Consider the following 312-nt stretch of genomic DNA (forward strand, 5'->3'; position numbering starts at 1 on the left):
GGCCAGGTTCGGGACTACCCGGGTTTCTAATCCGGTTCGCTCCCCTGGCTTTCGCACCTCAGCGTCAGTAACTGGCCAGTAAGCCGCCTTCGCCACTGGTGTTCTTCCCGATATCTACGCATTTCACCGCTACACCGGGAATTCCGCTTACCTCTCCAGTACTCCAGTCATACAGTTTCAACCGCATGCATCGGTTAAGCCCATACATTTAACAGCTGACTTATATGACCGCCTGCGTGCCCTTTACGCCCAGTAATTCCGGACAACGCTCGCCACCTACGTATTACCGCGGCGGCTGGCACTCTATAACTC

1 rRNA gene is annotated in these 312 nt (G+C 55.1%); it reads right to left on the minus strand.

From position 1 onward, the window contains the following. Positions 1 to 312 (minus strand): 16S ribosomal RNA (locus Ga0451573_RS19090); the annotation flags it as partial.

The organism is Phosphitispora fastidiosa (assembly GCF_019008365.1).
In the GTDB taxonomy this organism is placed as follows: domain Bacteria; phylum Bacillota; class Thermincolia; order Thermincolales; family UBA2595; genus Phosphitispora; species Phosphitispora fastidiosa.